The organism is Desulfitobacterium hafniense DCB-2 (assembly GCF_000021925.1).
Lineage (GTDB): Bacteria > Bacillota > Desulfitobacteriia > Desulfitobacteriales > Desulfitobacteriaceae > Desulfitobacterium > Desulfitobacterium hafniense.
The window spans coordinates 2348853-2373274 of the sequence record NC_011830.1 but is presented as its reverse complement, the minus strand read 5'-3'; the positions used below and the strand labels follow the sequence as shown (position 1 = coordinate 2373274).

Sequence of the window (24422 nt, the reverse complement as noted above, 5' to 3'; positions counted from 1 at the left end):
GTCCCGGCAATGAAAAAAACACGGCAGCTTTTATCCAAATGGACAAAGTCTTTGCCCCGCTACAACAGCTCCCTCATCAGCGCATCCGCACAGAGCCGTCGGCTAAGGCCTGGGCGCCATAAGCAAGAAAGGATTTTTCCCAGCTGTCCACATAGGACCCGGTGGCCCATTCCGCCATGATCACAGTGGCCCCTTCCGGCAGCTCCAGCTCCGCCAAATGGGTTTCTCCTAATTTATCCGTACCGATGGGATAAATGGTTAACTTAGTCTTGGTTTTGACCAGGGCGATATCCCGGTTGGGGGAAGTAAAAGCGTCCGTGGCATCGGGAACCCGGTCTTTGATATTGTACCAGCTTAACACCAAGGCATCATAAAAGATCAAATTGGCGGGAGGAATAATTTTCAGATCGAAATCTTTATATTCAAGATTACCGCCGCTTTGATAGTGAATTCTTCCCACTAAACTCCAGCGGCCGTTTTTGCGAATCAGGCCGAAATTTTCCCCAGATTCATCCTGGCTAACCGAGGTGATCCCTTTCTCCCTTAAGGCGGCGGCTGCCTGCTCTCTGGCATTTAAATAGGCGTTAAATCCCTTGTCTCCCAATAAATCGGAGACCTTTATTTCGGTGGGGGATAAAAGTTTATCCACAGGAAGCACCTGCAAGTGATTGATTCCGGCGGTTCTCTTTTCCATGGCTATATAATCATTACCGATATAATTGATCACTCTCTCCGCCTCGGCATTGGGTTGCTCTTCTGTTCCTGCTCCCCCTTCCCTTTCCCCATTCTCTCTCTTCAGGTCGGGGGCCTTGGCTGTTACATTGCGAGCGGTCAGTAGATTATCTGTCATGCCGTCAGCAGGGAGGTTCTGGACACTGAGTTCCCAAAAACCGCTGGTCCGCGGGAAAAAGATTTGTTCGGAAGCCAGGATCGGTCTGAGCTGCTGATGATCAGCGGCAATCCAAAGGGTCTGATAGGTATAGCCTGTAGCTGCAGGTATCCTCAGTCCCAGCAAGACTCCGGAAATTCCTTCTCTGCTGTCCTGGTTCAGCTCCTGGGCACTGGTATCTCCGGCCACTAGGGTGCTGTCTGCTTCCTCAGCAACTATCTTCAATAAAAGAGCTTTGTTTTCCACAAAAAAAATCATACTGGTATCATCCAGCTTCATAAATTCACCCAGATAATTGCCGGAGGCGTAAACCGTAATCACATCTACCTTCTGAGACTTCAATCCGGAACTACCGACAGATGGAATATACTTGGTCAACAAATAATCCTCTGCCTTGACCCTTTTGATTTTATAAGCAGGGTTATCCCAGACATGGCCGCCGAAAGAAACGACACCTGGAGCAAATTGGACATCACTTCCTAACCATGGCTGGCCCGCTCCTCCTTCGCTGCCGTTGCTGTCCAGTTCCTCAAGCACCGTCCATTTACCTCCTAAGGGGCTGACCTGAGCGGAGGGCGGAATAATCTTACCGGCCGATGCCCCCGAAAATTCGGCACAACCGCCCAGGAAAAGCAGCAAGAAAGCCAGCGGAAGCAGGAGGCTTTTTTTAACCATGGGCACACACCTCTCTGGGCAGAGTAATGACCACCGTTGTCCCGACATTGACTTCACTGTGGATTTCCAGCCGGCCTTTCATCAGGGTAATGATCTCTTCACAGATGGATAAACCAATCCCGTTGCGGGAACGAGAGCTCTTGCCTTTGTAAAACTTTTCTTTCACCATGGGCAGTTCACCGGCAGCAATGCCGCATCCGTTGTCGGAGATCGTAAAGGTGTAGTCCTTCTCCCCTACCTCGGCCTGAAAACGGACACTCCCCTCGGCAGCCGTAAAATTCAAGGCGTTATCCAGAATATTGATCAAGACTTGTTTTAACCGATTAGGATCTGTCAACAGGTCGGGGAGGTTTTCCGGATAATCCACTGTAAACTGGATAGTTTCCCTGGTGGCCCGGGGGGTCAGTTGTTTGCGGATATGCTCCATCAGTTCGGCCATATTGACCTCTTCATAACTCAGCTTAATCCTGCCGGAAACAAATTTGGAAAAGTCCAGGAGCTCTTCCACCATCCGGGTGAGCCGTTCGGATTCTTTGGCAATGATGCCAAGACCGTCGTTGAGCATTTCTTTCTGCTGGAATTTTTCGCTTTGCAGGGTTATGGCCCAGCCCATAATGGAGGTCAGGGGAGTGCGCAATTCATGGGAGACCGAAGAGATAAAATCATTTTTCAGCTTTTCTTTTTTGGTTATTTCTTCAGCCATATAATTCAAGGTATCGGCAAGCTTGCCGATCTCGTCATCCCGCTTTTTCCTGCTCTTGATTTGAAAATTGCCGGCAGCCATGCTTTCGGCAATGGCTGTCACTTCCTTCAAGGGAATAAGAATGGTATTGGCCAAGAAAATGCTGAGGAAACCCACCACCATGGCCACAAAAAGACCGATAGCGATAAAAATTTTGGCCGTGTCCTGAATATCCTGGTCGATTTCATGTGTAGAAGCAATAAACCGCAGGGCTCCGACAATCTCCCCTTCGGATTTTAAGGGATAGGCTACGGCCATGACCTTCTGGCCATTTAATTTTCCTATCCATTCCCCCATCTGATCATTGAGGGCATCCTGAATATCCTCTGTGGGCCCCTCTTGTTCCGAAATCGCTCCCAGAGAGTCCATGACGATCTTCCCGTCTCTATCGACAATTTCCACTTGAGCGTTGCTTTGATTCCAAAAGGCATCCACATTATAGAGGATGTTATCTTCCAAAGAGGTATCGGAATAGTATTTGGAATACATATCAGCACTGATTTTCACCTGATTGGTCAGGTTGCCCCTCAGGCTGCCGTAATAATTCTGCTGGACAGTATAAATCAGCAGCACTTCCAAAATGGCTACCGAAACCAGAATCACGATCATAAAATTAGCCGTCAATCTGCCGCGGATCCCTTTCATGGCAGCCTCCTGACCATCTCCGGCTGCCACCGGTAACCCGAACCCCAGATGGTTTTAATATACCGGGGATCGGAGGGGTTATCCTCGATTTTTTCCCGGAGCCGCCGGATGTGCACATCTAAAGTTTTGGTATCCCCAAAATAATCCTCTCCCCAGATCCCATTGAGCATTTCCTCTCTGCGCAGCGCTTTCCCCGGATTCTCCATAAACATTTTCAGCAGGGAATATTCCGTAGGGGTCAGCTCCACTTCCTGATTGTTTTTGAGGAGTTTATTGGCGGCGGTGTCCAGATGCAGGCTGCCGTAGGTATAGCCTGTTCTTCCGGCTTCATAGCGATCCCGGCGTCTTAGCATGGCTTTGATTCTGGCAATCAGCTCAAAGGGATTAAAGGGCTTGACCATATAATCATCTGCTCCCAGTTCAAGCCCCATAATTTTATCCGTATCCTGCCCTTTAGCTGTCAGGATGATGATCAGAGGGTCCGGCATGGTTTCACGAATGTGCTGGCAAACTTCCAAACCGTCTATCCCCGGCAGCATCAGATCCAACACCACCAAGTCGGGGAGAAATTCGGTAAGGAGAGCCAGGGCATCTTCCCCGCTCTCCGCTTCTCCCACCTCATATCCGGCCATCTCCAGGTTAAGGGTAATGAAACGCCGGATGGACGCTTCATCTTCCACAACCAATACTTTAACCTTTTTTTCGCGCATAGTCCCATCCCTTAATTTTACTTTAGGCCTTTATTATAACACGATTTTCATTTGATCATTTTAGTAATCATTTTCTCCAACAGCTAAGGCTTTGACCAACATTTCCCCGTAGGCTTCCACTCCGGTCTGGGTGAGATGGACCCCGTCTTTATAGAAGTAATCGTTGTGGCCCTTGCTGACCGTATGCCAATCGATCAATCTGGCCCCTGGGTAAGACTGGGCTACTTTATTCAAGGTCTCGTTGACCTCCCCTTCCCAAGGCTTGGGAACCCGGGTATTGACCAGGAGGATCTCCGTACTTCCCGGCAGGGTGTCCAAGGTCTCTTTGAGTTGTTTCTCACTGAAGGGCCCGTTGTTTCCTAGTTGAATCACGACGGTTTTCCCCAGCTTCCCTTCTTCCCGAAGCCCGGCAATAACCTCCGGGGCCTGGTACATTTGTCTGCCCAGCTGGGCGTCGATAACAATTCCCTTAAACTGTTCCTGCAATACGGGTGTTACATTGATCATGACGGAATCGCCGATGATGGTAATTTCATTTTCTTGCTCTGTCCCTATTGCTTCTCCGTTGGCTTTATTATCTTCCTGCTCCGCCCCTTGAGCCTGAGTCCCCTGTTCATCCTGATTCTGAGTCTGAGTCTGACTCTGAGCCTGATTCTGGTTCTGAGCCTGTTCCTGAGCCTGGCCCTGGGCCTGTTCTGTTGTTTCATGATTTTGGGCGATAGCTTTTGCTGAGATTCCTGTCCCTCCATTCGGGGTTACAAACAACAGCAAAACCATCAGCAGGATCCCCAAGGACATTTTGGCACCGACACCCAAAGGCTTCTGCCACCACTGAAGGGCTGGGACCCGCCTCCGCCCCCGTTTCCGCCTTCCGTAGCGGATGGGGTCCTCAATGAAATGGCGGGACAGGACAGCCAGAATGATACTTAAGCCAATTTGCCAGAAGGTGCGGGAAAGGTCCACGCCTCCCGTATTGACAGCCGGGTTGGTCAGAATGATCACCGGGTAATGCCACAGGTAGATCCCATAGGAACACTCTCCCAGCCAGCGCCAGGGCCCCCAACTAAAGAACCGGCCCAAACTGCTGGCCGGATGGGCCAGAACCGCTACCAAAACAGCCGCGGCAATGGAGAAAAGCAACAGCCCGCCCTGATAGAGAAAGGGTTGGTATTGGTTGGTTTTCAGGATCATCAGCAGAACCGCTAATAGCCCCAGGGCGCCTGTCCCATCCAGGAGCAATTTTTTAGAGCCGGTGAGCTCGCCGGTCATTTTCCCGCTGGGCCATACCATAGCCAGGGCAGCACCGACAAGCAGGGAGAAGGCCCGGGTATCCGTTCCGTAATAGACCCGGCTGGGATCCTGACCCGGACTATAGATCAAGGCCATAGCCGCAGCCGATGCAAAAGTGAGCGCAATTGTTCCCACAGCCAGCCATTTGCGCTGCCGAATCCAGCGCAGACCCAGTCCCAAAAGGAGGGGCCAGAGAAGATAGAATTGTTCTTCTACCGCTAAAGACCAGAGATGCCCCAGTGGAGATGGGGGGCCAAAGCTTTCAAAGTAGGAGACCTGATGGAAGATCAGATACCAGTTGCTGATATAGAAGACTGCGGCCAAGGCTTCCTGTTTCAGGGCGGCCAGACGTTCCGGAGCGAAAAGCAGCATCCAGACCATTACTCCCGCCAGCATCACAAAAACTGCCGGCAGAAGCCGCCGGGCCCGGCGCAGCCAGAAATCTTTCAGATCGATGGTTCCGGTGCTCTCCCATTGCTTGAGCAGAATATTGGTGATCAAATACCCTGACAGCACAAAAAATAAAGTTACCCCTAAAAGCCCACCCGGTGCCCATGATAAATTGAGGTGATAAAAAATCACGGCGAACACCGCCAAAGCCCTCAGGCCATCCAACCCCGGCATATAGCCGTGGTCAACCGTCCTCAATCTTCTTCCCCTATACTGCCGATTCGGCTGCTCATTGAATTGATTTGTTTTTGTGCTGTAATTCATATCCGCTCACTCTCCACTTTATGCCAGGCTGCGGTGCTTTCCGTCACGCCTCTTTCGTCCTCTTCACCTTATCAAGTTTTGAGCTGGAGTGCTTTACAAAAACCTTTAAAAATTCTTACGAAAAAGTTAAAAATTCGCGAATGATGGCAAATCATAAGGGAAAAAGAAAAAGGAGCAACTTCCCCTGCTGGGATGGCTAAGCATTATTACAATAAATTCATTTTGACAATATTGTGTATCACACAGTATAATAATGACGGGGTGATACGATGTCAGCGAATGAGCAAATGCAGAACTTTATCACGGAACTTCGCCGGGGCAGCTTAACACTGGCGGTTTTGGGATGTTTGAAACAACCTCACTATGGCTATGCATTGCTTCAAACAATGCAGGAAAAGCAAATAGACGTTGAAGCCAACACACTCTACCCCCTTTTGCGGCGGCTGGAAAATCAGGGCTTACTGGTCAGCGATTGGGATACAAGTGAAAGCAGGCCAAGAAAATATTATACCGTCAACGAAAAAGGCGAAATGGTGTATAGAGAATTGATGACAGAATGGAAAAAACTGCAGAGCAACATTGAATCCATTTGCGGGGAGGATAAATGTAATGGATAATCTGATTGAGCGTTATGTTTATGATGTTACACGCCGCCTCCCGGAAAAAGACCGGGAGGAAGTAAGTAAAGAATTGAAATCCAATATCTATGACATGCTGCCGGAGAATGCGGACGAAAACGAAAGAAAAATGGTGTTGTATAATTTGGGTTCGCCCGCTTCATTAGCGGAGAAGTACCGGCAAAAACCCCGCTACCTAATATCTCCGGCTGTTTACGAGGATTATGTGCGTGTACTAAAATGGGTTTTGCCTCTGGTTGGCGTTGTGGTTTTGGTTATCGGCATGATTCTGGGAGCTATCGATGCTATTAAAGACGGCATGGTTGATTTGCCTTATTTAATAAGCAATACTTTGTCAAAAGGTATTGTCATGGGCATATCTGCGGTTTTTCAAGCACTCATATGGACAACGGTTGGTTTTGTAATCGCCGATCGTACAGGTGCTAAGGCTAACAAAAGCAAAGAACAGGAGTGGAGAGTCGAAGATTTGCCGGATGCCTTGCCTGATGATAGAGGCAAAATAAAATTGTCAGACAGCATTGCAGAACTGGTGTTAACGGGTGTATTCTCTGTTTTGGGTATTTTAATATGCCGCGGAGTATTGCCCGTCGCTTTTGTTATCCAAAATGGTGATACACAAATACGCACCCTTTTCAGCCCCAGCTTCCTGGCGAGCTGTGTCCCCGCTATTGCCGTCATGGCTATATTAGCTGTGGGCGCATGTATTTTCAAAATCAAGGTTCGCAGATGGACGCCTATCGTTTGCGGTGCAGTTGTTATAAGCACTATAATCAACATGTGCATCATGATCTATCTACTAAATAGGCCGGATTTGTTTAGCACGGAGTTTACAGCCTTTCTGCAAAGTATTGATTGGGGCAGCTTTGACCCATTAGGCTTCATGGGAGTGGGCGGGGCGAACTTGTTTATTGTTTTTATTGCTATTGTTGTTGTAGTTTGTTCCTTGGCCGAATGTGGTCAGGCAATCTATAAAACCTTAAAATATAAAATACAGTAATAATCGCAATGCGAAAGTTAGAGGATGCCTTTTATCTGGCATCCTCTATCATATTTCAGAGATATAACACAATCCGAACTCTTCGCCACAGGGTTTAACTGTCGTAAACAGTTCGAATTATGTGCGCTTCACTCCCTCGCCTCTTGCGGAAAGAACGACTGTTTTTGTGCTTACCGCCGATCAAGAGCTTAGGCGATTTAAATCCTCGAGCCTCGCAGAGGCCTCGACGAACGTCGCGTAAAAAAGCTACATGACCATGTTGTATTTCAACCCTCGAGCCTCGCAGAGGCCTCGACTCGGAATTGGTATCAAGCCCACTCTCGAATAGAATTTCAACCCTCGAGCCTCGCAGAGGCCTCGACTTGCTGACGCTCTGCGGTATCGGGTAGTATGCGAATTTCAACCCTCGAGCCTCGTAGAGGCCTCGACGGGCGGATATCTGGTATTGGTCCCACGAAAACGGGATTTCAACCCTCGAGCCTCGTAGAGGCCTCGACGTGTCTGACGCTCAGAAGAATGATTAAATAGTTGCTATTTCAACCCTCGAGCCTCGTAGAGGCCTCGACCAGCGTATAATCTGGAAGACACAGCGGCTATAGGCATTTCAACCCTCGAGCCTCGTAGAGGCCTCGACAGTTGGGTAGATGAGTTGACTATGATTGAGCAGATTTCAACCCTCGAGCCTCGTAGAGGCCTCGACGCCAGAGTCAATATGATTGGCATTCCCAGTGCGGAATTTCAACCCTCGAGCCTCGTAGAGGCCTCGACGTGGCCTAACAGCCGGGGTGGTCACGACACTTCAATTTCAACCCTCGAGCCTCGTAGAGGCCTCGACTCTGCAGGCTATCATCAGGATTGGCAAGCCGGCAATATTTCAACCCTCGAGCCTCGTAGAGGCCTCGACTCTTATTGGCATTAGCTTTATCCATGAGTGTGGCATTTCAACCCTCGAGCCTCGTAGAGGCCTCGACGATGCCTTTGAGGCAGCTGTAATAGAGCTTTTCAATTTCAACCCTCGAGCCTCGTAGAGGCCTCGACTTAGTACACCAGTAGGAGTAAAGTAGATAAAGTATTTCAACCCTCGAGCCTCGTAGAGGCCTCGACTTAGTACACCAGTAGGAGTAAAGTAGATAAAGTATTTCAACCCTCGAGCCTCGTAGAGGCCTCGACTTAAAGGACTTCCGACCAACCAAAACCTATCAGGTGGATTTCAACCCTCGAGCCTCGTAGAGGCCTCGACATAACATAACCTACATCGATAACTTTATGTATCAATTTCAACCCTCGAGCCTCGTAGAGGCCTCGACGCTCCCCCATTTCCCCGGTCATAATAGCGTGTATATTTCAACCCTCGAGCCTCGTAGAGGCCTCGACCATAAGCAAAGATATGATGCCTGTAAACGGTATATTTCAACCCTCGAGCCTCGTAGAGGCCTCGACGTGCGTGTGCATCAGACATGTTTGTGGCTCATGCGGGATTTCAACCCTCGAGCCTCGTAGAGGCCTCGACCCAAGACAGGCCGACCCTATTCATACAAATGGGCTATTTCAACCCTCGAGCCTCGTAGAGGCCTCGACCTGTTTGGCTCCGCTAAGGTCCGCCTCTTGCCCAAATTTCAACCCTCGAGCCTCGTAGAGGCCTCGACCGCACTCGATAACGAGCTTTGCTACCCTATACGATTTCAACCCTCGAGCCTCGTAGAGGCCTCGACTCCTGATTTTGATAAATATAGACTTCCGGATCAGATTTCAACCCTCGAGCCTCGTAGAGGCCTCGACCAAATCTTCAGGCCGGCGCGGATTTGTCCCAACAATTTCAACCCTCGAGCCTCGTAGAGGCCTCGACCTCAGATTCTTGCTTTAACCAAGGCACGCCTGGATTTCAACCCTCGAGCCTCGTAGAGGCCTCGACATCATGCGGAGATTGTCAACTGGTTTGTAAAAATATTTCAACCCTCGAGCCTCGTAGAGGCCTCGACGGGACCTGCAAAGTAAGGTGTTCGAAGGAGGGCAAATTTCAACCCTCGAGCCTCGTAGAGGCCTCGACCTCTCCAGCGCCTTTCCATATTACAAGCAGCCTTATTTCAACCCTCGAGCCTCGTAGAGGCCTCGACGGAGCCCGCCGCGCCCTGACCACTCGTGCGATCCAATTTCAACCCTCGAGCCTCGTAGAGGCCTCGACAAAGAGATTTTTGCCTCTATGGACCAATCGATTATTTCAACCCTCGAGCCTCGTAGAGGCCTCGACCAATAGGATTCTTCATCTCTTCGGCCAGTCTGATATTTCAACCCTCGAGCCTCGTAGAGGCCTCGACCGTCCGATTCCCGGTATATGTTTGTTTGGCTTTGGATTTCAACCCTCGAGCCTCGTAGAGGCCTCGACTTCTTTGAGTCCCTTATTGCCGAGTATGCTGCAATTTCAACCCTCGAGCCTCGTAGAGGCCTCGACATGTCGCCTTGTTTGCTATCGTGTTGGCCTTTATATTTCAACCCTCGAGCCTCGTAGAGGCCTCGACTTGCGGATTGCGCTCATCACCTTTTGCAGATTGAGCATTTCAACCCTCGAGCCTCGTAGAGGCCTCGACAGAAACCCCGGCTGAGGTTGATAAAGACTGGAGGATTTCAACCCTCGAGCCTCGTAGAGGCCTCGACTTCTTTGATATTGCGTTTCTCAATCAGGTAGGACGATTTCAACCCTCGAGCCTCGTAGAGGCCTCGACCGGCGAGGATCGTGTCGGCATGGGCAGGAACCGGCAATTTCAACCCTCGAGCCTCGTAGAGGCCTCGACCCTTCTCGCATTCAAAAATCACCTTTGCGTATTCATTTCAACCCTCGAGCCTCGTAGAGGCCTCGACGAAAGATTAGAAAAGGCGTTACCACAAATTCTAATTTCAACCCTCGAGCCTCGTAGAGGCCTCGACATTGGCATTGGTGTGTAACGTACAATCCTGACAATATTTCAACCCTCGAGCCTCGTAGAGGCCTCGACTTTTGGAGATGCCTGTGCTTATTGTGGAATGACAATTTCAACCCTCGAGCCTCGTAGAGGCCTCGACTCTGAAAAACCTATAGAGTTAATGAAAAACATTATAATTTCAACCCTCGAGCCTCGTAGAGGCCTCGACCCGTATGGCCAACTTGGTGGGCAGCGAGGGTCAATTTCAACCCTCGAGCCTCGTAGAGGCCTCGACATATCGGAAAGCCTGTCGGCAAAGGCGCTGACGATTTCAACCCTCGAGCCTCGTAGAGGCCTCGACTATCCTTGACGGCTTAATCACTAAGCCCCCAGGATTTCAACCCTCGAGCCTCGTAGAGGCCTCGACAGGAGTTTTATGCGTGGCTTGCTGTGCAGAAAAAATTTCAACCCTCGAGCCTCGTAGAGGCCTCGACGTCAGGCCTCACGAGGCACCCGATTTGGACGAAAAATTTCAACCCTCGAGCCTCGTAGAGGCCTCGACCCAACAAATCCGAACTGTTACTGCTTGAGCGATTTATTTCAACCCTCGAGCCTCGTAGAGGCCTCGACAGATTTCAACAAGGCTTGGCAGTACGTCCCCGGGATTTCAACCCTCGAGCCTCGTAGAGGCCTCGACGTCGTTTTCGCCGTGTCTACGTATTCAGTCGTTTATTTCAACCCTCGAGCCTCGTAGAGGCCTCGACCTTAGCGGTAGTTGTCATGCTACCGTCCGAAATAATTTCAACCCTCGAGCCTCGTAGAGGCCTCGACACTTTACCGGAGCTGAAATCATGGAATCCCTCACGAATTTCAACCCTCGAGCCTCGTAGAGGCCTCGACTCACTGCTACTGAGACCAACTTCGTATCCGGACAATTTCAACCCTCGAGCCTCGTAGAGGCCTCGACCGCGCTGGATGGAGTACAAAGCCGGCACTGCCCGATTTCAACCCTCGAGCCTCGTAGAGGCCTCGACTACCCCTGCAGTGATAGTAACCGCTGATTCAGTGACATTTCAACCCTCGAGCCTCGTAGAGGCCTCGACAAATAAGTCAGGGCGGCAGATAGATTTTCAGCTATTTCAACCCTCGAGCCTCGTAGAGGCCTCGACCGACATGGTTAATTTATATCTGTCCATCCCATAGGATTTCAACCCTCGAGCCTCGTAGAGGCCTCGACTGCAAAAAGTAATCAAAACTATCTACCAAAGTCAACTTTTGTTCATTTCCTTAAACTTCTTCCCCTCACTACAGCATACTCCCATTATTTACTCACACATTTCAACAAATTTTCTCTCGTTTCACGGTGCGAACCTCCCGAGGATTTGCTGTGCACTATAGGTTCGCACTAAATAATCAACGTATCCTCAACATTAAACGAAGGTTTTGCCCCAATATGCTCAACCTTGTTCTTGTAATTATTCCCCAGCATATAGAACCTCAGACTATCCGTCTCCGTATCAATAATCTGCTCCAGCTTATGCTGAACCTCGCGGAATTTTGCCGCATCCAGCACACATTCAAAGACTGAATTCTGGACACGTTGTCCATAGTTCACACATTGCTTGGCAACCTGACGCAGCCGCTTTCTTCCTGCCGCGGTTTGAGTGTTAACATCATACGTGATCAGCACTAAAATCTCTCTCACCTACTTCCACATAAAAGCCGGATATCCGTCCAAATCCCCACGGATAAACCGGGCCAGCAACATAGCCTGAGCATAGGGCACAAGCCCCCACTCCATTTTCTCCTGCAGAAAGGGATGCTTGATCTCTTCCTGTTTCCTGCTTTGCCATGCCTTAAGGATATCTCTTCTGGTATCATCATCCATTACAACTGCTCCATTTTCCATTCGGGTGAACCCGCTGGGATTGACTTCCCTTCTATTGATTAAAGAAAGGACAAAACGATCTGCAAAAACTGCCCGCAGCTCTTCCATCAGATCCAGGGCCAGCGAGATCCTTCCCGGTCTATCCCGGTGCAAAAATCCTACATAGGGGTCCAGTCCCACTGTTTCCAGAGCAGCAGCGGCATCATGGGCCAACAAGGTGTAGATAAAAGAGAGCATAGCATTAACATTGTCCAGAGGAGGCCGTTTATTACGACATTTGAAGTAAAAATCCTCCTTCTGCTGGAGAATCAGATCATCCAGCACCCGGAAATATTGGGCTGCAGCCTCCCCCTCAACACCCCGCAGCTGGTCCAAATCCTTACTGTTCTCGACCAGTCTCAGAGCATTAGCCAAGGTTTGGCAGACTCCCTTTAATTTCTCTACATCCAGTCTTGCCCCGTGATCCCGGGTGGCCCGTTCCACCACCCAGCGGGAATTATATACTTTCCCCAAAATAAAACTCTTGGCAATTCTATGGCTTGTCGCTTCATCATCCGAAAGTCTGTATTGCGCTTTTCTTAAAGTGACATTCCCTCTGACTTCCCCCACTACTCTGCCCAGAAATTTTCCGTTGGATTTCATAAAGCTCAAGGAGATATTGCGCTTGGCACAAGCGCCCATCAAAGCCGGGCTGGCCCCGGTATAGCCAAAGGCAATGATGCTCTCCAGATTATGCAAAGGGACTCTCAAGGCCTCCACATCATCCTTCAAAATCACAATATTTTCTCCGTCAAGCGATAGATAAGTATTGGGCGAAGTCACGTAGAGGGTATTCAATAATTTTCTCATGGCTCAACCTCGATCTCTGCAATCATTTTCTTCATATAGTCCAGGGCCGATGGGTTCTTACACAGCTTGGGCAGACAGATTTCACTGAGGGAGCAGGCTCGGCATGCTTTCGTCGTTTTAACTTTAGGGGTATATCTCTTGGCATAAAGCTCATGCATCTCTTGACAAATCCTTTTGACTTCCTCCCGAATCTCCTCATCCAGGATAACTTTCGTTCTGCGTCTGGGTTCACCATAATACAAAAATCCTTCCGGTATGGTGCAGAGGAGCATCTCTTCCAAGCACATGGCCTGAGCACATAACTGCAGCACATCCGCATTATCCTGCTTGGGTTTGCCCCGCTTGTATTCCACAGGAACCGGCTGGTAAGTCCCCTCCCGGCCATAAAGGGTGACTCCGTCCCGGGACTTATGAAACTCCACCACATCACAGGCTCCGGTGATCCCCAGGGTACGGGAAAAAATCCCCATACCCCGGGAAATAATCAGCGCTCCCCGCTTTTCCTTGATCGTCGAGTCATGGGTTTTCTCGTGCAGGATTGCCCCTTCGATGGTACGGAAGTTTTCCTGCCATTGCTGTTCAATGTGGATCAAGGCCCATTGGCGTTTGCAAAACACATAGTGCTGGATGCCCGATAAGAGCAGGAAATCGTCTTCTTGATATTCCATTTAAACCCTCCAGATAATGTTGCGTCTTTTCGCCATTCACAATCTCCAGTAAATCAAATGATGATTGCCCCTCCGCTATACTTTTTTAATTTCACGATACCAGCCATATAACCGAGAAAGCCATCGTATTCCAGGTTCCACCTGTATATTTTATCCATGATCATAGGCGTTCTCAGTTCATCCAATTTATATTTGGCAATTTGAACCGAGACCTTTTGCAGTTCTTTCCAATCGACTTTTCCATATTGCAAGCGTTTTGCCATACTCGGGTCAACAACTACAAGACGAGTATCGCTGTCAATTACCTTGAAATCCTCTTCTACCTTACGAAAATTTTGCAATTTCTCATTGGTGACCAAGTTTCTATGTTTTCCAGACAGCCCATATAAAGCGATTTCATCAGTGAGGGATTGGGTGCTCAATTCCGGCACAATGGCACTGTTCCCTTCAAAAAACCTTTTAAGAACAGCGGCGGCCTCTTTTAAACCAGGATTAAGCCTCAGCATTCCATCTTCTAAAATACAAAATGTCCACATCTCCGCATTATCAAGAACCCCTTCCCGATTGACACGCCCTGAAGCTTGCAGCAGCGATACCAAGGCGCCAAGTTCACGAAATCCAGTTCTGAAAGACAGATTTACACCGGCTTCAATACATGATGTTGCGATCAGGGTCCAATTCGTATCCTTTTTATCCATCAAGCGCTTTTTTATCCGTTCGAGAGTATTGCTCCGATCATTTGGAGTCAAAGCCGTAGACAGATGCTCCACACATTCTCGGCCAAAGTGCTCTGAAAAATAGTCCGCTAATACAGCAGCACTTTGAACTGTGTTCAAGATAACCAGTCTCGGCCCCGGAAAACCGCTGATCCATTGAGCAAGCTCCGCCGTGCCTTTGGGGAATAAATCACAATGATAAGAAATCCGATTGTTTTCATAGACCGCAAGGCGTTTGCGCAGTTCATCGTCAATGATTTCTGGTACAGGGTGGAAACTTTCGTTGCCGATAATTTCCGGTATTGTCCAGAATCGATTCAGCGAACCGGACGCCAGAACCCAGTAGCAGTTCCATTCCGCGGCATAAACATTGATCCACTTCCAGGCAATAGGCAGCAGTTTGGCCGGCAACGCAGCATGGGATTCATCCACAAAAACAGCACTGCCGGGTAATTCATGCAAGCGGCGCAGGGCCGCGGTGGAATTCGAGGCCAGCGTTTCAAAAAAAGCAACAGCCGTTGTCACAATAATGGGCGCTCGCCATAGCGCGGTCAGGTGTCTGGCGTCCTTGCTCTCAAAGTCTGCCCGGTGATGCAGTTCCGCTACGACCTCCTCAGCGTTTTCCCCCGGCAAAACAAGTGTCTTCCGATAGATATCGACGGATTGTTTAATGATATTTGTAAAAGGCAGTACAACAAAGATACGCCGCAACCCTCGCTTCTCTGCCTGTGCAAGCAAATGAGCCATGATCGCCGTCGTCTTTCCGGAGCCAACCGGGCTGTCACAGGAAGTTATACCGGCATCGATGTCAGCATTTCGACACGCTAAATACATCTCATTGCGTAAAGCATTCCGAGCATCATCAGCTCCTGTTTGCTTCAGCCCGGCAATATGCCGGTCTAATTGGGCAAGCCGTTCCGCGGCGCGCAATCTGACCGGGCTCATTTCCGCCGGATACTTCCGGTAATGGATGGCCGTATCGGTGTGGTCCGCATCGACGAGGCATGATAAGAGCATCCGCAGGAAAACTGATTTATCTCCCTTGATTTCCTCCCTATCATACTCAAACCGGCTGTCAACGAGGTTGTTATGGATGGCTTCAAGCTCCGGCAGCTCTTTATCCACCTCAGACGCAATGGCTCTATCTCGAAAAGCCGCATCGTCCCTCTCCACTTCGACAGTAAAATCAGGAAAACCCTTGTGGTGAGCCTGGATTACAGCGGCGGAAAAAACAGACAAATGGCTGTTTCTCAGAAAATAGGCTGCTCCCGCGTCCCAATGATGTACCGGAAGCTTTTCATCCTGCTCTCTCCCGGCAAGTACATCCTGATTTTTCTTATTCAGTTTGCCCAGATCATGAATGGTGGACGCTTTTTCTATAATCTGTGACAGCAGTGTATTATCACATTTTGCATAGCAGCTTATCTCCTGAACATAATCGCGGCCCCACGACCTTACACCACAAACATGCTCCGCGTACGTCTGCTCAGGGATGTCGTCTTTGCGACTGTGCGCGTAGTAAATCATACCAGCATCAGGTCGGTTGCTGAGCTCACTTTGGCCTTCAATTCTTCCGGTAGATCTGTCTTATCTTCATAATCGGCCCAGCTTTTCGATGCTATGGTCACATCGCCAATCCGTTTTGGTGTAAGCGCTTCCAGGAGGAGATAATCCGGGCAACTGCCCAGAGCATTCAGATGCTCAATATACCAGGCATGCCGAATGCGCACATCGGGGCGAATGGCGGAACGATTCAGGTCATACGCTTTGGGAATTAATAGCTTAAGTAGATCAATATCTTCTTGAGTGCAGCCTGTCTTGGCTGCATAATTGGGATTCACAAAAAACGGCATACAATAAACACCGTGCTCCACGATGCGAAAGGCTAAGGGAGCCATTCCGGCATTTTTACCCTCTTGCACACCGGCCTTATTCGTATTGGTATGACGAATGATATTGACCGGAGAAATCGACGTACCTACACCAAACTGAACAACACCTGTTTTGATAAACCCTTTATTCGCTCCCTCTTCCAAAAAAGTGTTGCCAAAGATTCTTGCATCCCAATATTTTTTAACAAAAGTGCTCTCCAAGAAACTCTTCTGTTCGAAGTTTTTAATATCTTTTGACATCTCGCTTTGAATGGATTTCCTGTCACGCCCCCGCGATTCCAATATGCAGTAATGATCCGAGTTTTTAACGTAAACCTCCGGGAGATTTTGATAAAACACACTATCGTGATCCCCCACCAAATCACGCAGCTTGCGCTTGAAGGAAACTGGTGAAATTTCACCTATACCATTAGGACGCTGGCGGGGATCGCTCTCCCTGTCCGGGTCGCCGTTTGCATTTGAATTTACAACTTCAATGACCATTAAACCGGTTGCGCGCTTGATTTCACTGTTCATAATTAGCCCCTCCTACATTATTATCATTATCGCTCTCATCGGCCACAGTTACTGAAGACCCTCTTCTAGGAAAGGATGCCAGATAGCCAATAAAAAGCTGTGCCTTTTCAAAATCATTAAAACGTGTTGAATCTGTCATTGCAGGAAGCAATTTATTTGCCGCATCTTCATACAAATTGAGATACCAGCGTGCTCTCCAACTTTCTTCATCTTTAGTTGAAATATTTTTAAAGCGGTAGTGTTTGGCCCAGGTTATATAAGGATTCATGCGAAGGGACAACTGAGCTATCGTTTGGTAAGGCCTTTCGCCGGCCGCTGCAAACAAAGCGCTGCCCGCCAGTTGCGGAGGAACATCCCCACCCCGCACAACTTTGCAGTACAAAGTATGCAGCTCGTCGGATATTTTCAAGAGCTGTCCGACCAAATACGCCATATTTTCCATGTATTTCTCCTTTCTCTCACCCCGTTTGTACAGCAGCAGCCCTAAGACATCCAACAGAAGAGCTGCTTCATTTTTCAATTTCTCTAAAGCTTTCTCTTCTGTCTTGCTCTTACAGCTTGAACCGCCATGCACCCAGTTGCCAATATAGCTTACTAGCCCGGATGAATGGGTGAGTGTGACATGAAGATAATTACCAATCATATTTTCCTGCATAGGATCAAGAAGCAATTCCATGCCCTGATAATATTTCATTCGTTCAACGGCAGTCTGGCCCTGGGCCAATTCCCCGTTTTGCTTCCACACATTGTTGACGATTCGAGCCACTTGCAGCGGGAAAGGAGTTTCTCTTTTGCCCAGCTCTGTTTCCGGTATATTCCCACAACCAGCCTGCCAGTCCTCCGCCGCTTGAATAAGCTGATCCGGCGAACAATTTCGGGTAAATATCACTTTTGAGCGGGCCTTATCCAGTTTGCGGATCGTGAAAATTTGAATAAACTTGGGAGTTTCTTCTGGGAGAAGGCCTCTAAGCGTCCTAATAAAATCTTTGGCGATATTCTCAAAACGCGCTTCTGCCCGGGCCGAATTTTCTGCCTGACCGGAACCGAAGATTGAAACAAATTTTGGTGAAATTTCCAGCAGCTTGGAAGGATAGGCAAATACGATTTCGCTCTTATCAATTTTCCGCCATGTGATACCCTCCCGCTCCAGGTCGGCAGCCCATTCCAGTGATTTTTTGATAAGAGAGCGGTTTTCCATGGCAATGGGATAAGAGCCATCATCGATCTGTTCATAACGGTACTGACAAGGCTGTCCGTTGAACATCGAACGCAGGGTTACCTCAAAACCACTGAGCTTCACGCTTGGCATCGGTTCATCGGGATTGATAAAAGGAATACCAAAGGCATCACGTTCAACATCCTTAGATGGTTGGGACGCACTCCGCGAGCTGGATTTCAACAACATATCGTTGAGCCATTCGGTGAAGTGTTGGCTTGTTACTGGGTACCCATACTGTTGCCAATCAAATAAATCCAATACAACTGAAATTGAGCCTGTATCATCATTATGTTCCTTTTTAGGGTTGCCTTTATGGAATAGCACCGTAAGCAGAGTGCCAATGTCCTCTTGTTTTTGAAGCTTGGCGAAAACGCACTTTTCCAGGGCGGACTTAAAGCTTTTATCCGGCTCATTTCTAAAACCGGAGGCTAACTGGATCAGCTTGGAAATGAGCCTTCCTTCGGGTTGTTCTTGATTCCCAATTAGACCCGAAAGGGTCTGAGGAATCGTATGCAAGCTTCTATCGACTTTTTTGACAATGCTTCCTTTCCAGTTGTCATGGACACACCATGATTTAATTTTGTCAAGATCAAGCGGAATAGTGCCTTTTTCAATTTGTTCCAACTCGGTAAGCTGCTCTTCCTCAGTGATACGGTAAAGGGGAGCGATATTGAAAGCGGGAAAAGTTCCCTGGTTGTTCCCGTATTTTCTCAATGACTGGGCAAGTTCAGCACTTATGCTCTCGAGTCCACAGATCGAGCCGTCCTGAGCAAGCCATATTCTAATACAGGGTGATTTGGCTGTTACTTTAGGTAAAGATTTGTATTCCCTATGCCATTCCTTGGCGCTGATCCCTTTACTTTTCATGGCAGTGGACAAACTATACAATTCATTGAGCATAGTTTTCACTCCTTTGCGGATACTCCAGCACGCCATTCCGGATGACGAGATCATTGTCATAGACATAGGAAACCGGAGACCCATATCCTTTGGCAAAAACCCGCCTCAGCATCGATGGTATGACGATGGGAAGTGCATCGGAGAGCACCTGTGTTGTGTCCCGAAATTCGCCGAAATAAGAAGGGGTAAATTCTTTCCATCCCAATGTAGGAATGGAATAGCATTGACCTCGTTTAAGTCTCCTATTAAAAATACTTTGATAAGCATGACCGGGGGAGGTCGTTTTTTTATCCCATTGCACAGCACTTTCCGGTAATCGGCTTTTGTCTTTATAAGGAACAACTTCTGCGTAGAGTCTATAGCAGACATCAATTAACACGGTGGCATACAATTGATAATTATTTCCCTCTTTAATCGATTTAGTGCTTCGTAACGGTCCTCCATAGTTGGTGCAATAAGAGTGGTATTGTATAGGCGCACACAACTCTACTTTTGTAGGAATTATTTCCACGCCGGGCCCCCATGCCACAGATTCAAAAATAGCTTTGACTGCAGAATAGGTTGGAGCTGGATAGCTAACCGGACAGTCACCGCTATCCGGTCTTGTCCACATAGCGGTATTGCCGGCTATCTCCATGGCAATAGGATAAGATAATCGAACCATGAACATCCTCCTCTCTATTAAATTCGAGCTTGTCTTTAATTATAGCTCTTCTTTTACCATATTTTGTGTTGTATTTTGTCGTTTTTCAAACCCAATAAAGAAAAAGAACATCTTTACCAAATCTTATGGAAAGACATCCTCTTTGCACAAAAAAACATATATATTTCAATCCACAGACTTATCAGGTCTGACAATTTCATTATACCAATAAATGTAAATAATATCAATTACTCGCAGCCATGTTCATATAAGTTTAATTGAGCAAACAGATGTAATATGTCGTCGTGGAACATTATGTTATCCTCCAGAATATAATTAAATTAACTAAATTATGATTTTCCAAAAAGGAGGAAATATAAATAATGATAAAATGTTGTACCGAGATACTTTTAAACATTCTGAACTATAACCTAAATAGAATCTCTGATATCAGAAGATTGAGAGCGGAAAACGCCAAGCTCGTACAGCTTGTCATTGATCAAGCATTACACATCCAGATGCTAAGATACATTATTCGAAAATGATTTATGCTTCAAGTGAACTTACTATACCAAGTCGTCCTTCCCTGAAATCAGACCCAATTCCTCTTCCTTAATATTCCACAAAAACACTTTTTGCATATTATGGAATATAAAGCTAAAGGGGGCTTAGCCTATGTTTTTATGCGCAGCAGGAATTGGCATTATCGCCATTGCTATTCTGATCCTGATCGCTCTCGGCCTTGTCTTCTAAACTTCAAGAGATAGATTTCAGCACAGACTAACTGCAGTCTGTGCTGAAATTTTACTTCATAAGCTTCTTAAGCAGAGACAAATGATTTCTGAAGGGCGGATACCGAAGCGGGATATCCAGCTTATTGGATTTCTTCATAATGCTTTTCGTATGGGAAAAGGTGTCATAGCTTCCTTTGCCGTGATACTGCCCCATGCCGCTCTCCCCCACACCTCCAAAGCGCAGATTGGGGTTAGCCAGATGTATAATCGTATCATTGATGCATCCGCCGCCGAAGGACGTTTTGCTGATGGCCTGGGCCTCATGATCCTTGCTTCTGGTGAACAGATACAAAGCCAGCGGCTTGGGATGCTGATTGACCATAGCAAGGGCAGCGTCAAAGCTCTCAAATTCCAGCACCGGCAGCAGGGGTCCAAAGATTTCTTCCTGCATCACCGGGCTTTCCCAGGTTACATCATCCAGAATGGTGGGCGCAATCCGCCTGGTTTTCTCATCGGACCGGCCCCCCTCTACAACCCGCCCGCTTTTCAGCAAGCCTAGAAGCCGCTCGAAGTGCTTCTGATTGATGATTTTAGGATAGTCTTCGTTGCCTAAAGGATCATGGCCATAAAAGGCAGTAATGGATTTCTTGATCTCCTGGATGAGTTTTTCTTTAACAGTCCTATGCACAAGCAGATAATCTGGCGCAACACAGGTCTGTCCCGCATTCAGAAATTTTCCCCAGACGATTCTTTTGGCCGCCAATTCAAGATCGGCAGTGTCATCGATAATACAGGGGCTTTTCCCGCCCAATTCCAGAGTTACCGGGGTCAGGTGTCTGGCGGCGGATTCCATCACCGTTTTTCCCACCCCGACGCTGCCGGTAAAAAAGATATAGTCAAACTTTTCATTGAGCAGGGTTTTGTTGGCTTCTCTGCCTCCACGAACCACAGCCACAAAGGACTCGTCAAAGATTTCTTTGACTATCCTCTCGATCATTGCGGAAGTGTTGGCCGAATACTCCGAAGGCTTGAGGACGGCGCAGTTTCCTGCACTTATAGCCCCCACCAAAGGAGCCAAGGCCAGCTGAAAGGGATAATTCCAGGGTGACATAATCAGAACGGAGCCGTAGGGTTCTGTATAAAGATAGCTGGCGGAAGGAAAGTGCACCAGAGGAGTCCGCACACGTTTAGGTTTGACCCAGCTTGAGATATGTTTAAGCGTATAGTTGAGTTCCTCCAGTACCATGCCCACTTCTGTGGCATAGGCTTCAAAAGGCGCTTTATTCAGGTCAGCCTTCAAAGCCGCCATAATCTCCTCCTCATGGATTTTTATGGCTGACCGCAGTTTATTCAGCATATCCACCCGAAACTGAAGCTCCTTGGTTTTCCCGGTCTGGAAAAAAGCCTTTTGTTTGACTAAAATTTCTTTTATATCCGGCATCTTAGACCTCCTCCTTTTGGGCAGAACCGATCAAGTTCAGGATATTGTTTAGATCATTTCTGGACAAGAGCCTGGGGACGGGATAAAGCGGGGTGGCTTCCTTCCAGGCATGCTCTACCAGCAAAGGAATATCTTCGGCGAGAATACCGTCAATTTTTCGGGGAATGTTCATTTTCTTACTCAGTTCCTTGATGGCCTCAATGAATAGGGTTGCTTTTTGCTCATGGCTATCCCCAGGTGAACCCATTTCCAGAACATCGGCTAATTCAGCCAGCCGTTCATGGACCGCTTCTCCATAGTATTCCAGAACACAAGGAAGAATTACGGCATTAGCCAATCCATGGGGTACTCCGTAAAACCCTCCCAAAGCATGGGCCAGAGCATGAATATATCCCACATAAGCGCGGGTAAAGGCCACTCCGGCATAATAGGAGGCCTTGAGCATATTCTCCCGGGCTTTTACGTTCTCTCCCTGGGAATAGGCTATATAGAGATTATCAAAAATCAAGCGCACTGCTTTCCTGCTTAATTCCGTGGTCTCCTGGGTATTGCTTCTGCCGATATAGGCTTCCACCGCATGGGTAAGGGCATCCAGGCCTGTTGTGGAAGTGATGTGTTTCGGCAGACCCACAGTCAGCAACGGATCGAGGACGGCATAGTGAGGGATAAGAGCCGTATCGTTAACCGGGTATTTTTCACGGTTTCGGGGATCTGATATAACGGCGGCAAGGGTGGCTTCACTTCCTGTCCCGGCTGTGGTAGGAATGGCAAACAAAGGTGGAAGCTTTCTCCTCACTTTAAGAACGCCCTTCATTTGCGAGATGCTCTTATGGGGATTGGCTACTCTGGCACCCACCCCCTTAGCACAGTCCATAGGAGAACCGCCGCCAAAGGCCACAATGCCTTCGCACTGCTGTTCCTGGTACAATTTCAGGGCTTCTTCAATATTATCAAGGGTAGGATTTGGCACGGTTTTATCATAAACAGTATACCTGACTCCTGCCTTATCAAGATCTTGAAGAAAGCTATTCACCAGTCCTAAGGAGGAAATTCCCTGATCCGTGACAATCAGGATTTTGCTGATGCCCTTGCGGCTTATTACCTCAGGCAGCTTATTCAAACTGTTTGCGCCCTCCAGCAAGGTAGGTTTGCGCCAGGGAAGAAAATAAGATGCTAATTGTAAAGTCCTCTGATACAATCTGCAATACAAGGTATTCATCTCGATCGTCTCACTCTCTTTCACAATTTGTATATCTTATCAAAAAAGCTATTCGGCATTTACCAAGAGCTTGACGATTTCTTGCACAGGAATCTCTTCGGTTCCGAACAACCTTTGGATAATCAGCCCGTCAAGGGCAGCCAGGATTAAGTAGGAAAGCATTACGTTCTTTTGGTTCTGGGAGGGTAAGATCTTATCCAAACCATATTGCAAGGTTTTTCTCCACTCTTGATACTGTTCTTTGAATTTTTCTTTGAGAAGAGTATTGCTTGTTCCTGCATCGCTGAGAAGATAAAGATGAAGCTTTCCCCTGGTTTCAGCCCCCAATATTTGTTCAAATACTGTTTTCAGGACCTCCTCAGGGGCAACTTCTGTATTGGCATCTTCAATCCAGGCCAGCAAACCGTCCGTAATTTGTTTTAAGTTATGGTTGGCAATGTCATAAATAATGTCTTCTTTAGCTGAATAGTAGTAATATAATGTCCCCTTGCTAATCCCCGCTTCCTGGGCAATGTCTTTTAAGCTGGTTTCCTTGACTCCTTTTTCAATCATTAATCCACCGGCCACAGTGAGAATATGCCGGCGCATGTCGATGGGTTGTTCTGCCGCTTCTTTCTTGTCCGTCAAGTTGAAAAAACCTCCTTCTCAGTCGGCCAGCCGACCGATTAACTATAATTTATCAGAAAACTCTCAAAATCTCAATAGAAATCTATTTCTTAAGTAATTCACGCTCTCTCACAGGGAGCAACGTAGCTTAAATGACCCTCTTAATTCATTCAGCCAACGGCAGCTCCAAGCATTGTATTACAAATATCACTGTGGTACTATAAAACTCAGGAGGGATAAGCAATGGACAAGTTGGATATTATCCTTGAAAGGCTGAATATTCTTGACCGGATTGAATCCGATATCAAAGCATTGAAGGCTGACAATCGAGAAACATATAAAAAACTTGATAAGTTGGATGAAATCTCCGCTAAGCAGGAGATGACTTGGCAAGCAGTTAAGGAACTGAGAGACGATAAGACTGAAATAAATGAGCTTCGTAGAAGAATAGAAATATTGGAATCAAAAATAGCTATGTAATACAAAGCCGACCTGGGGATCCCAGGCCGGCTTTGTATTAGAAATCAAGGGACCAGTTGAAATAGTCCCTCCTATTTATTTCAATCCACACTCCTCATACGAGGATTGACGATTAAGAGCAAAGCGCCCATTAGTTCCTAACACGTTATTTCAATCCATACTCCTCACACGAGGAGTGACTAATCCGTAAGCTTTCCACTCGCGTTAATGGCCTTATTTCAATCCACACTCCCCATACGAGGAGTGACTTCACCCCTGCGGAGGCCACACCATGCTGCAAGGAATTTCAATCCACACTCCTCACACGAGGAGTGACTTGGCAGCTCTGCTTCCCTTTGCAAGACCACGCGCAATTTCAATCCACACTCCTCATACGAGGAGTGACTCCCTAGGCATCTAAGTCGGTCCACCCGAGAGGATTTCAATCCACACTCCTCATACGAGGAGTGACTAT

At 47.8% G+C, this 24422-nt stretch carries 17 protein-coding genes and 2 CRISPR repeat arrays (1 of these 19 only partly in view); of the genes, 3 read left to right on the top strand and 14 right to left on the bottom strand.

The window, feature by feature from the left end; translation table 11 throughout:
- Nucleotides 1-76: 76 nt before the first annotated feature.
- Genes DHAF_RS10905 through DHAF_RS10890 form a run of 4 tightly spaced genes read right to left on the bottom strand, consistent with a single transcriptional unit; the run spans nucleotide 77 to nucleotide 5665 of the window.
- The gene (locus DHAF_RS10905; protein ID WP_015943914.1) at nucleotides 77-1564 is read right to left on the bottom strand and encodes a hypothetical protein; all 1488 of its coding nucleotides are present in this window, start codon (nucleotides 1562-1564) and stop codon (nucleotides 77-79) included.
- The gene (locus tag DHAF_RS10900; RefSeq protein ID WP_005814305.1) at nucleotides 1557-2951 is read right to left on the bottom strand and encodes a sensor histidine kinase; all 1395 of its coding nucleotides are present in this window, start codon (nucleotides 2949-2951) and stop codon (nucleotides 1557-1559) included. Before DHAF_RS10900 ends, DHAF_RS10905 begins: the two co-directional genes overlap by 8 nt.
- A complete protein-coding gene (locus DHAF_RS10895; RefSeq protein WP_005814304.1) occupies nucleotides 2948-3661 on the bottom strand; it encodes a response regulator transcription factor in 714 nt (237 codons plus the stop codon). Before DHAF_RS10895 ends, DHAF_RS10900 begins: the two co-directional genes overlap by 4 nt.
- A gap of 60 nt (nucleotides 3662-3721) precedes the next feature.
- Nucleotides 3722-5665, bottom strand: coding sequence for an acyltransferase family protein (locus DHAF_RS10890; RefSeq protein WP_005814302.1), 1944 nt, complete (start codon nucleotides 5663-5665; stop codon nucleotides 3722-3724).
- Nucleotides 5666-5934: 269 nt separating this feature from the next.
- Between DHAF_RS10890 and DHAF_RS10885 the strand changes: the two genes are divergently transcribed.
- Nucleotides 5935-6282 carry a PadR family transcriptional regulator gene (locus tag DHAF_RS10885; RefSeq protein WP_005814298.1) on the top strand — a complete coding sequence of 116 codons (348 nt, stop codon included), beginning with the start codon at nucleotides 5935-5937 and terminating at the stop codon, nucleotides 6280-6282.
- Nucleotides 6275-7300, top strand: a complete 1026-nt coding sequence (locus tag DHAF_RS10880) for a hypothetical protein (protein ID WP_005814297.1) — start codon at nucleotides 6275-6277, stop codon at nucleotides 7298-7300. The genes DHAF_RS10885 and DHAF_RS10880 overlap by 8 nt, the downstream gene beginning before the upstream one ends.
- Before the next feature lie 195 nt (nucleotides 7301-7495).
- Nucleotides 7496-11434: a CRISPR direct-repeat array (repeat unit 33 nt; unit sequence ATTTCAACCCTCGAGCCTCGTAGAGGCCTCGAC).
- Nucleotides 11435-11602: 168 nt separating this feature from the next.
- Here the strand turns inward: DHAF_RS10880 and cas2 are convergent.
- The 10 genes from cas2 to DHAF_RS10830 form a co-directional block, all read right to left on the bottom strand.
- The gene (cas2, locus tag DHAF_RS10875) at nucleotides 11603-11893 is read right to left on the bottom strand and encodes a CRISPR-associated endonuclease Cas2 (RefSeq protein WP_026184041.1); all 291 of its coding nucleotides are present in this window, start codon (nucleotides 11891-11893) and stop codon (nucleotides 11603-11605) included.
- Between the two features lie 9 nt (nucleotides 11894-11902).
- Nucleotides 11903-12934, bottom strand: a complete 1032-nt coding sequence (gene cas1c / locus DHAF_RS10870) for a type I-C CRISPR-associated endonuclease Cas1c (RefSeq protein WP_015943912.1) — start codon at nucleotides 12932-12934, stop codon at nucleotides 11903-11905.
- Nucleotides 12931-13602, bottom strand: coding sequence for a CRISPR-associated protein Cas4 (cas4, locus tag DHAF_RS10865; RefSeq protein ID WP_015943911.1), 672 nt, complete (start codon nucleotides 13600-13602; stop codon nucleotides 12931-12933). Before cas4 ends, cas1c begins: the two co-directional genes overlap by 4 nt.
- 53 nt (nucleotides 13603-13655) lie before the next feature.
- Entirely contained in the window at nucleotides 13656-15845 is a 2190-nt protein-coding gene (locus DHAF_RS10860; RefSeq protein WP_015943910.1) for a CRISPR-associated endonuclease Cas3'', read from the bottom strand.
- A complete protein-coding gene (locus DHAF_RS10855) occupies nucleotides 15842-16726 on the bottom strand; it encodes a type I CRISPR-associated protein Cas7 (RefSeq protein ID WP_015943909.1) in 885 nt (294 codons plus the stop codon). Before DHAF_RS10855 ends, DHAF_RS10860 begins: the two co-directional genes overlap by 4 nt.
- On the bottom strand, nucleotides 16716-18845 hold the full coding sequence (locus tag DHAF_RS10850) for a hypothetical protein (protein WP_015943908.1): 2130 nt from the start codon (nucleotides 18843-18845) through the stop codon (nucleotides 16716-16718). The genes DHAF_RS10855 and DHAF_RS10850 overlap by 11 nt, the downstream gene beginning before the upstream one ends.
- The gene (gene cas5 / locus DHAF_RS10845; protein ID WP_015943907.1) at nucleotides 18835-19509 is read right to left on the bottom strand and encodes a CRISPR-associated protein Cas5; all 675 of its coding nucleotides are present in this window, start codon (nucleotides 19507-19509) and stop codon (nucleotides 18835-18837) included. Before cas5 ends, DHAF_RS10850 begins: the two co-directional genes overlap by 11 nt.
- Nucleotides 19510-20292: 783 nt before the next feature.
- Nucleotides 20293-21663, bottom strand: a complete 1371-nt coding sequence (locus DHAF_RS10840) for an aldehyde dehydrogenase (RefSeq protein ID WP_015943905.1) — start codon at nucleotides 21661-21663, stop codon at nucleotides 20293-20295.
- A gap of 1 nt (nucleotide 21664) precedes the next feature.
- Nucleotides 21665-22882, bottom strand: coding sequence for an iron-containing alcohol dehydrogenase (locus DHAF_RS10835; RefSeq protein WP_015943904.1), 1218 nt, complete (start codon nucleotides 22880-22882; stop codon nucleotides 21665-21667).
- A 48-nt stretch (nucleotides 22883-22930) separates the two neighbouring features.
- Nucleotides 22931-23470, bottom strand: a complete 540-nt coding sequence (locus tag DHAF_RS10830) for a TetR family transcriptional regulator (protein ID WP_049769596.1) — start codon at nucleotides 23468-23470, stop codon at nucleotides 22931-22933.
- 261 nt (nucleotides 23471-23731) lie between these two features.
- Here DHAF_RS10830 and DHAF_RS10825 point away from each other — a divergent pair, with 261 nt between their 5' ends.
- Nucleotides 23732-23968, top strand: coding sequence for a hypothetical protein (locus tag DHAF_RS10825; protein ID WP_015943902.1), 237 nt, complete (start codon nucleotides 23732-23734; stop codon nucleotides 23966-23968).
- Between the two features lie 77 nt (nucleotides 23969-24045).
- Nucleotides 24046-24422: a CRISPR direct-repeat array (repeat unit 33 nt; unit sequence ATTTCAATCCACACTCCTCATACGAGGAGTGAC); it runs 2825 nt beyond the window's last position.